4 protein-coding genes and 2 pseudogenes are annotated in these 8156 nt (G+C 58.0%); 2 read left to right on the forward strand and 4 right to left on the reverse strand.

All coding sequences use genetic code 11. The annotated features are described in order from the left end of the window. Together MKS85_RS28460 and MKS85_RS28465 are read right to left on the reverse strand one after the other, a co-directional pair. A pseudogene (locus tag MKS85_RS28460) lies at positions 1 to 1552 on the reverse strand (hypothetical protein); the annotation flags it as partial. Between the two features lie 258 nt (positions 1553 to 1810). Beyond that, a complete protein-coding gene (locus MKS85_RS28465; RefSeq protein WP_139049396.1) occupies positions 1811 to 2773 on the reverse strand; it encodes a zinc-binding dehydrogenase in 963 nt (320 codons plus the stop codon). Between the two features lie 139 nt (positions 2774 to 2912). Here MKS85_RS28465 and MKS85_RS28470 point away from each other — a divergent pair, with 139 nt between their 5' ends. Further along, the gene (locus MKS85_RS28470; RefSeq protein WP_173407522.1) at positions 2913 to 4991 is read left to right on the forward strand and encodes a carboxy terminal-processing peptidase; all 2079 of its coding nucleotides are present in this window, start codon (positions 2913 to 2915) and stop codon (positions 4989 to 4991) included. A 130-nt stretch (positions 4992 to 5121) separates the two neighbouring features. Further along, the gene (locus MKS85_RS28475) at positions 5122 to 6909 is read left to right on the forward strand and encodes a bifunctional diguanylate cyclase/phosphodiesterase (RefSeq protein ID WP_188252472.1); all 1788 of its coding nucleotides are present in this window, start codon (positions 5122 to 5124) and stop codon (positions 6907 to 6909) included. 370 nt (positions 6910 to 7279) lie between these two features. Here the strand turns inward: MKS85_RS28475 and MKS85_RS28480 are convergent, their stop codons facing one another. Both MKS85_RS28480 and MKS85_RS28485 read right to left on the reverse strand, forming a co-directional pair. After that, positions 7280 to 7642 (reverse strand): hypothetical protein, encoded by a 363-nt coding sequence (locus tag MKS85_RS28480; protein WP_188252471.1) that lies wholly within the window; start codon positions 7640 to 7642, stop codon positions 7280 to 7282. Beyond that, positions 7639 to 8156: pseudogene (locus MKS85_RS28485) on the reverse strand (type IV secretion protein Rhs); the annotation flags it as partial. The pseudogene MKS85_RS28485 and the gene MKS85_RS28480, both read right to left, overlap by 4 nt.

An 8156-nucleotide genomic window follows, 5' to 3' on the forward strand; every position in this document is an offset into this window, starting at 1 on the left:
TGAAAGGAACAATGACATTGGCCCCCACATTGGGATTCACCTTGGCCGGGTCCAGCACATCGTTACTGTCGGCCTCGATAACGTTGGGCTTTAACATTTCCGCTTGCCCGCTGCCCACGGCCAGTTGCAGCTCCAAGGATTTGCGTTGGCTGTTGATCCAGTAATAAACCGTGAGCGAGCCGCCATCGAGTTTCTTGATTTCGGCCTTGTTCACGTTGCGCAGAACCGGTTGGCCATCCGCCTCCGAGCCGACGTAGGCGTTATCGTCGAAACTCGTTGGACTGTTGCTGGCGTCGAGGCCTTCAAACAGGATGTAGAGATGGTCGCCGGGCTGGCGACCTGGGTAATAGGGGATTGAGACGGTGTAGAAATTCAGGTCCGGGTCCAGGGCACTGCCCGTCGCCTCGATAATGTCGGGTCTGGCCGGCTGCTGGATGTCGCCGACGACCGTCACGGAAGCATTGTTCGATGGACGATCCGCTTCGCCATTTCTGATCCGAACGTAGGACACCGACGCTCGGCCTTTGGCGATGGCGACCACGTCTTCATTGGGGATCGAAAAGTCGTATGGAAACGGCACGTACTCGACGGTTTTGTCGAGCGGCCCGACGATGACCTGGGAATCACCCTGTGCAGGCGTGCCGACCCAGGTCAGGCGCAAGGTATCGCCCACCAGATAGTCGGTTGGGTGGGTGTACACCCGGCAAATGACATCGGCGCCCGCCAGTTGTTCGAGGTCGATCGTCTGGGTGGGGATACCATTGACCAGCACCTGCGGTGCATCGAGGCGATTACCGTTCAGATCGACCACCACGGTGGTATCGGCAGACCAGGGCGCGCGTTCATCAGGGTAGTTGTTGCAGACATCCACCACCTGATAAGCGATGGTGACCTGCCCCTCACGACCAGCCTCGATCGTCGCTCTGTCGACATGAATGGTGATATCCGTGTCCACCTCGTCCGGCTGGACAAGGTGCTCCACCGTCGCTCGCCCCCAGGCCAGGCGAATACGGTCGTTCTTGCGCATGTGTTCATAGTGAAAGATGGTGATGTCCACCCCGGCGTCGGCTTCGCTGGGGCCGACACCGTTGTCGATAATCTCCTGGGGCACCTCATAGCGCAGCCCGGAATGGCCGGGGATTGACGGTTGATCGTCATAGCCGCCGGGGCGATTAAGCTTGACCAGAAACTTCTGCCGTGGCGAGTCCACGGGAGTTTGCGAGGGACGGGTCACGCTGTAGAACACCGGGTCGACATCGCCTTCCCGGACAAGTCCCCTGTTGAGCTGAATCGGCAGCCGATCAGGGGGATTATCATCGATGGTGTGGTTCCAGACCGGGGTTTGTGCGTTGTTCCAGTAGAAGGCAATCGCGTCGCCGTCACCGTTGGGGAACCAGATATCGACGTAGCATTTCAACCCATCCTCGACCAGCCCGACCCCGATGCCGCCGGCGTAGTCTTCGAACGCAGGGGCCATGTTGGGGATGTGCAGCGGATCAAGGCGCAATAAGTTGTCATTGCCTGATGCGGCAGGGTCAGCAGACTTTTTCATGGAAATACCCTTGCGTCGGGTGCTCGCCGCAGAGGGGGCGTGGCCTACAACCGGTGGGGTTATTAACGGGCGGATGGGGTGTTGCGTCTACTGTCAGGAATGACAGTTTGCAGGGGTAAGCAGAGGCCGTTTATCGGACAATGCAGGTGCAAGCGACAAAGCGCCTACCGGGACTGGGCTGGCGGTGTCCACGCTGAATGCCACACACCGCCATCGCGAGCAGGCTCGCTCCCACTGGTCCGCACCCGGCTCCGGGAGTCAGCTCAGGCTCTCATCGATCACCAACACCAACTTCCCAGACACCTTATTGGTCGCCAGCTCCGCGAACGCCGCTTCGGCATCCTTGATCGCAAAGGTCCTGGCCAGTTGGGGGCTCAGGCGTTTGTCGGTGAACAGCGGCCACACCTGGTGCCCCAGCTCACTGATCAGGTCGGCCTTGAACTGATCGTCACGACTGCGCAAGGTCGAGCCGAGCAATTGGATACGCTTGCCCAGTACCTGCGCCAGATCGAGTTCGGTCGAGCGCCCGCCCATCAGGCCGATCAACACCCAACGGCCGTCAACTGACAAAAGTTTCACGTTCAATGCAGCGTAGTTCGCGCCCACCGGATCGAGGATCACATCGAAGGGGGCGAAGTCGTTCAGGCTCTCGAGGCCATCGGTGCGTATCACGCCGCCCTGGGCCCCCAGCGCCTCGCAATAACTCAGACGATCAGCCGAACCGACGCTGACCCAGCACGGGTTGCCAAAGGCCTTGCACAACTGGATCGCGGCCGAACCGACACCGCTGGCCCCGGCGTGCAGCAGCACTTTTTCCCCCGGCTTGAGTGCAGCCAGCTGAAACAGATTGAGCCACGCGGTGCTGTAAACCTCAGGCAGCGCGGCCGCCTCAGCCAGGGATAACCCTTCGGGCACCGGCAGGACATGCCGGCCATCGACCACCACCTCTTCTGCCATCCCGCCGCCGGCCAGCAGGGCGCAAACGCGATCGCCAATCTGCCACGAGGAGCCCGCTCCGACCTCGCTGATCACCCCGGAGCACTCCAGGCCCAGCACCTGACTGGCACCGGGCGGCGGCGGATAATGTCCGGCCTTTTGTAACAAATCGGCTCGATTCAGACCGGCGGCCGCCACACGGATGCGGACTTGCCCTACATCACACGTCGGACTTGGCTCATCTGCCCATACCACTTGGCCTTCAACGCCTTGCAATGCTTTCACGGTGCCTCCATAGTGAGTCTCGACTGGGCCCGCTGCTGTAACGCCGGGCTTTCTTGCATTATGCGCCCGGGCCACATGGAACCGGCGACTTCAAAGACGGCCTAATATGCGTTATCAATTGTCCCTGCGTCGAATCAGCATGAAGCACCTGTTCCCCAGCACCGCCCTCGCGCTTGTCATTGGCCTCGGTCTGTTGCCGCTGTCGAGCGATACGTTCGCAGCCAATAGCTGGGACAAGCTTCAGCCCGATCGCGACGAGGTGATTGCCAGCCTCAACGTCGTTGAATTGCTCAAGCGCCATCATTACAGCAAGCCGCCGCTCGATGACGCGCGCTCGGTCATCATCTACGACAGCTACCTGAAGCTGCTTGATCCCTCGCGCAGCTATTTCCTGGCCAGCGACATCGCTGAATTCGACAAGTGGAAAACCCAGTTCGACGATTTCCTCAAGAGCGGCGACCTGAACGCCGGGTTCATCATCTACAAGCGCTACCTGGATCGCGTGAAGGCGCGTCTGGATTACACCCTTGCCGAGTTGAACAAAGGCGTCGACAAGATCGACTTCAATACCAAGGAAACCTTGCAGGTGGATCGCAAGGACGCCGCCTGGCTCAGAAGCACCGCTGAACTTGACGACCTGTGGCGCAAACGCGTCAAGGACGAAGTGTTGCGCATGAAGATCGCCGGCAAGGACTCCAAGCAGATCCAGGAAACCCTGACCAAACGCTACAAGAACCAACTGGCCCGTCTGGACCAGACTCGCGCCGAAGATATCTTCCAGGCGTACATCAATACCTTCGCCATGTCCTACGACCCGCACACCAATTATCTGTCGCCCGATAATGCGGAAAACTTCGACATCAACATGAGCCTGTCCCTGGAAGGCATCGGCGCGGTGCTGCAGAGCGACAACGATCAAGTGAAGATCGTGCGCCTGGTGCCGGCAGGACCTGCCGACAAGACTAAACAGGTCGGCCCGGCGGACAAGATCATTGGTGTCGCCCAGGGCAACAAGGAAATGGTCGACGTGGTCGGCTGGCGCCTGGACGAAGTGGTCAAGCTGATCCGCGGCCCGAAAGGCTCGGTGGTGCGCCTGGAAGTCATCCCGGCCAGCAATGCGCCGAACGACCAGACCAGCAAAGTCGTGGCCATCACCCGTGAAGCGGTGAAGCTGGAAGAGCAGGCTGCAAAAAAATCTGTCCTCAAACTGAAACAGGACGGCAAGGACTACAAGCTCGGTGTGATCGAGATCCCGGCTTTCTATCTGGACTTCAAGGCCTTCCGCGCCGGTGATCCGAACTACAAGAGCACCACGCGCGATGTGAAGAAGCTACTGACCGAGTTGCAGAAGGAAAAAGTCGACGGTGTCGTCATCGACTTGCGCAACAACGGCGGCGGCTCCCTCCAGGAAGCTACGGAACTGACCAGCCTGTTCATCGACAAGGGCCCGACCGTGCTCGTGCGTAACGCCGATGGCCGCGTGGATGTGCTCGAGGATGAAAATCCGGGGGCGTTCTACAAAGGCCCGATGGCCTTGCTGGTCAACCGTCTGTCGGCATCGGCCTCGGAGATCTTCGCCGGCGCCATGCAGGACTATCACCGGGCACTGATCATCGGCGGCCAGACCTTCGGCAAAGGCACCGTGCAGACCATCCAGCCGCTCAACCATGGCGAACTGAAGCTGACCCTGGCCAAGTTCTACCGGGTTTCCGGCCAGAGCACCCAGCACCAGGGTGTACTGCCGGACATCGATTACCCGTCGATCATCGACACCAAGGAAATCGGTGAAAGCGCCCTGCCCGAGGCCATGCCGTGGGACACCATCCGGCCTGCGATCAAGCCGGCGGTGGATCCGTTCAAGCCATTCCTGGCGCAACTCAAGTCCGATCATGACGCTCGCACGTCCCAGGACGCGGAGTTTGTCTTCATCCGCGACAAGCTGGCTTTGGCGCAAAAGTTGATGCTGGAGAAAACCGTCACCCTCAACGAAGCCGAGCGTCGCGCACAGCATGCCGACATCGAAGCCAAGCAACTGACCATGGAAAACCTGCGGCGCAAGGCCAAGGGTGAAGAGCCGCTCAAGGAACTGAAGAAAGAGGATGAAGACCTGATCGCCGAGCCGGAAAAAACCAAACCGGAAGACGATGCCTACCTGAGCGAGACCGGTCGTATCCTCATCGATTACCTGAAACTCAACACGGCGATTGCCAAGCACTGACATGATGGCCATTTAATGCTGACGCTCCCCGGAGCGTCATCAAACTGACATCATTCTGTCGTGAAATACAGGACCGGGCGTCCCCTTGAACGGGTGGCGCCCAGTCCTTTTTTTATCGCCAGAGATTGCCATGACCACGACAGAACAGCTGAGTGCCTTGAGTTCAATCCTGGCTCAAAGCGGTTTACACAGCCTGTTCCAACCCATCATTTGCCTTTCCGAACGGCGCATCGTCGGTTATGAAGCCCTGACCCGGGGCCCGTCCAACAGCCCGCTGCACTCGCCCATCGCCCTACTTTCGGTGGCCCGCCAGGCCGGACGCCTCAGTGAGCTGGAACTGGCCTGCCGACGCAGCGCCTGCCAACGTTTCAATGAGCAGAAACTGCCGGGCAAGCTGTTCCTCAACGTCTCGCCCGAATCCCTGCTCGAAGCCGCCCACCAGACCGGACGCACCTTGCAACTGCTGCAAGATTTCGGCATCCCGCCCAGCCAGGTGGTGATCGAACTGACCGAACAAACACCGATCGACGACTTCCAACTCCTGCAAACCGCCCTGCATCATTATCGGGCCATGGGTTTCTCCATCGCCCTGGACGATCTGGGCGCCGGGTATTCGAGCCTGCGGCTGTGGTCCGAATTGCGCCCCGATTATGTGAAGATCGACCGGCACTTCATCGATGGTATTCACCAGGATGCCCTCAAGCGCGAATTTGTCGGCTCGATCCTGAAAATCGCCCGCGCTTCCCGCGCCCAGGTGATTGCCGAGGGAATCGAACTGCCGGAAGAACTGGCGGTATTGATAGAGATGGGCGTCGACCTGGTTCAGGGTTATCTGCTCGCTCGCCCACAGGAGCAGCCCTCCCGTGACGCCAGGGCGCTGATGCCCCGGCAGGACGCCGGCGCGGTGGCATTGACCGACGAAGTCAACGACCTCGGGGCGCTGCTCAACGAACAACCGGCGGTGGCCCACGACACGCCGACGGCCACCGTGCTGGAGGCGTTTCGGCGCCAAGCCAACCTCAACTCCCTGGCGGTACTGGACGATCAGGAACAACCCTGCGGCATCGTCCATCGTCACTCCCTTTCGGATGCCTTGCTCAAACCCTTCGCCACCGACCTGTTCGCCCGCAAACCCATCAGCCGCCTGATGAGCGATGACTTCCTGGCGGTGGAACTGAACCAGTCGCTGCAACAGGTCAGCCGCCTCATCACCAGCCGCGCCCGACAACGCATCGAAGAAGACTTCATCATCACCCTCAACGGCAGTTACCTGGGCCTGGGCCGGGTGATCGACGTGCTCAAGCTCATCACCGAACTGAAAATCCAACAGGCCCGCTACGCCAACCCGCTGACCCTGCTGCCGGGTAACGTGCCGATCCAACAATGCCTGACACGCCTGCTGCAACAACGACAGGAATCAGTGATCTGCTACGTAGACATCGACAGCTTCAAACCCTTCAACGACATCTACGGCTACGGTCGCGGCGACGAAGTCCTGCTGTGCCTGGCCCAATGCCTGAACGAACGCATCGATCCCAGCCGCGACTTCGTCGGTCACATCGGCGGCGACGACTTCCTGCTGGTCCTCGGTCCGGAAGACTGGCGCAAACGCCTGAATCAATTACTGAGCGACTTCCAGACCCACTGCCGCCGCTTCTACCGCCCCGAGCATCTGGAAGCCGGCTGCTTCACCGCGCTGAATCGGCAGGGCGTTCGACAGGAATTTGCCTTGCTGTCGCTGTCGATTGGGGTGGTGCATTTGCGGGCTGAAGCCTGTGGGGAACTGGATGCCAGCCAGTTGGCGGAACTGGCTTCGCAGGCCAAGCATCATGCCAAGGAGATTTTGGGGGGGAGCGTGTACTTGGTTGATGGTTTGGCTGAGCGGGAGGCTGTGGTGGGGTTGGGGTTGTCGGTGTGAGTGAGTCCCGCATTTGCCTGAACGCCTGGCGATAACCCCTGTGGCGAGGGAGCTTGCTCCCGCTGGGCTGCGCAGCAGCCCCCTTCTGCACACACCTCGGTGTGCCTGGTTGATCGAGTAGGCTGTTTTAGGGCCGCTTCGCAGCCCAGCGGGAGCAAGCTCCCTCGCCACAAAAGCGGTTTGGTGGTGCAGTAAGTCCTTATCTGTCCGACTTTTGACTCTCAGTTTGATATCTAATCAAAGAAGTTAGCAAAACTCGCATAAATCGGCGCCGATCATTAACATCGTCATCAAAGTATGTATCCAAATTTAAGAAAACTCTATCAAAGCTATCACCGCTTTCTAGGANGTTTGGTGGTGCAGTAAGTCCTTATCTGTCCGACTTTTGACTCTCAGTTTGATATCTAATCAAAGAAGTTAGCAAAACTCGCATAAATCGGCGCCGATCATTAACATCGTCATCAAAGTATGTATCCAAATTTAAGAAAACTCTATCAAAGCTATCACCGCTTTCTAGGAAATAGCTGAGAGTATTAATTAATAAAACTTGCTCCTTTGGACTGTGAAATAGAAATTCCGGACGAACCAACAAATCAAATAATTGACCTAGCTCTTCATCATCATTTACATTTTTCGAAGTTATTATTTCCTCACGCGCCACGTCATGAACATTTTCAATACTAAAAACAAATAGCAACCCCCAAATATCATGTAAATCATATATATTATTCATGTGCCCGATCCTGTATAGGCTGTTTTAGGTAGGCCATTTCTATCAAGAATGACTATCGCTTTCGTTTGTTGGCCGTACTCTAAACCTTCTCGTTTATAACCTTCACCAATTACACGCCTCATCTCAATTGGCTTTTTAGACGCCACAATGCCTGCTCGCCTGAAAATCAATTGGGCTCGATGAATAGCATTTAATTGGTCGCGATGGCTCAAGAAACGAGTTGCAGCAGACGGAATCGCAGGCTGGCCTGCATTTCTTCCTCTTTCATAAACATCGACTTCCCCAGTGCCCGGGTTCCGGCCTGTCCTGACACGCTCCAACTGAGAATCCGCCGTAGTTTGAGCGCCATGCTTCTGTAAGAAATGCGCGCCCTCAATTGATCGCTCCATCTTATCCAAACGCCGATAGGCATTCGCCTCCGCCAACTCATCAATCCGCGCCCGCCGCTGCTCCGCCGTCATCGGCAGCGCCGGTTCACCCTCATCCACCCCAACCTTAGCCGCCGGATCCTGAC

The organism is Pseudomonas sp. JL2 (assembly GCF_031570495.1).
GTDB lineage: Bacteria > Pseudomonadota > Gammaproteobacteria > Pseudomonadales > Pseudomonadaceae > Aquipseudomonas > Aquipseudomonas rhizophila.

What these genes read in the sequence shown, in the direction of transcription:
- MKS85_RS28470 (WP_173407522.1), top strand. Translation starts at nt 2,913, where the DNA reads ATGAAGCACCTGTTCCCCAGCACCGCCCTCGCGCTTGTCATTGGCCTC.
- MKS85_RS28475 (WP_188252472.1), top strand. Translation starts at nt 5,122, where the DNA reads ATGACCACGACAGAACAGCTGAGTGCCTTGAGTTCAATCCTGGCTCAA.
- MKS85_RS28480 (WP_188252471.1), bottom strand. Translation starts at nt 7,642, where the DNA reads ATGAATAATATATATGATTTACATGATATTTGGGGGTTGCTATTTGTT.